The following is a 699-nucleotide window of genomic DNA, read 5'->3' as shown; positions in this document are numbered from 1 at the left end:
CTGGACGCCATGCCGGTAATTGAGCAGCGAAGTGAACAACGGCGCTGGCGCCGGAACACCGCTGCACCGTTGCGCCAGCGATAGCGGCGCATGTTCATGCCGCAACAGCCCGGCAAGACGCTGTTGCACCATGCGTACACTTTCCACCACGTTGGATCTATCAATTTCGATCCGTAGCGGCAACGTGTTGATGAATACCCCCAGTGCCCGGTCGGCCCCCGTCCCGCCCTGCATGCGGCCAAACAGCACCGTGCCGAACACAACCGTCTCACACCCCGTGGCGCGCGCCACCACCTGCGCCCAGGCCAGATGGAACAGGCTGGCCGCACTCACGCCAAGTACGCGTGCCTGGTCGCGCAGCAATGCCGACAGCGGATCCGGCAATTCAAGCCGTGCCTCTTCCACGTCCGCTCCATCGCCTTGTACATTGACCACGCCAAACGGTGCACAGGGCTCCTCCACATCGCTCAGCATCGCCCGGAAATACGCCTCATGCTCCTCGCGACTCACGCCCAACAGCGCTTGCGCCACAAAATTGCGGAACGGTAGCGGCGCCGGCAAGCTGTCGGCTTCACCACCCAAGTGGCAGCGGACTTCTTCCAGCACGATTTCCAGTGTGGTGTGATCCAGGGCAAGGTGATGGCAGAGCAACTGCAACAACCAACGGCCATTGGCCGGATCCTGTGCCGCCACGCCACG

Annotated in this window: 1 protein-coding gene; it reads right to left on the bottom strand. The window is 62.9% G+C overall.

Annotation, left to right across the window (positions count from 1 at the left end; all coding sequences use genetic code 11):
• On the bottom strand, nt 1–699 hold a 699-nt coding region (locus XalbCFBP2523_RS15840; protein WP_045766537.1), incomplete at both ends, for a condensation domain-containing protein.

The sequence above is a fragment of the Xanthomonas albilineans genome (genome assembly GCF_002939705.1).
GTDB lineage: Bacteria > Pseudomonadota > Gammaproteobacteria > Xanthomonadales > Xanthomonadaceae > Xanthomonas_A > Xanthomonas_A albilineans.
Note: the sequence above shows the minus strand (reverse complement) of the source record. Positions and strands in the feature narration are given on the sequence as shown.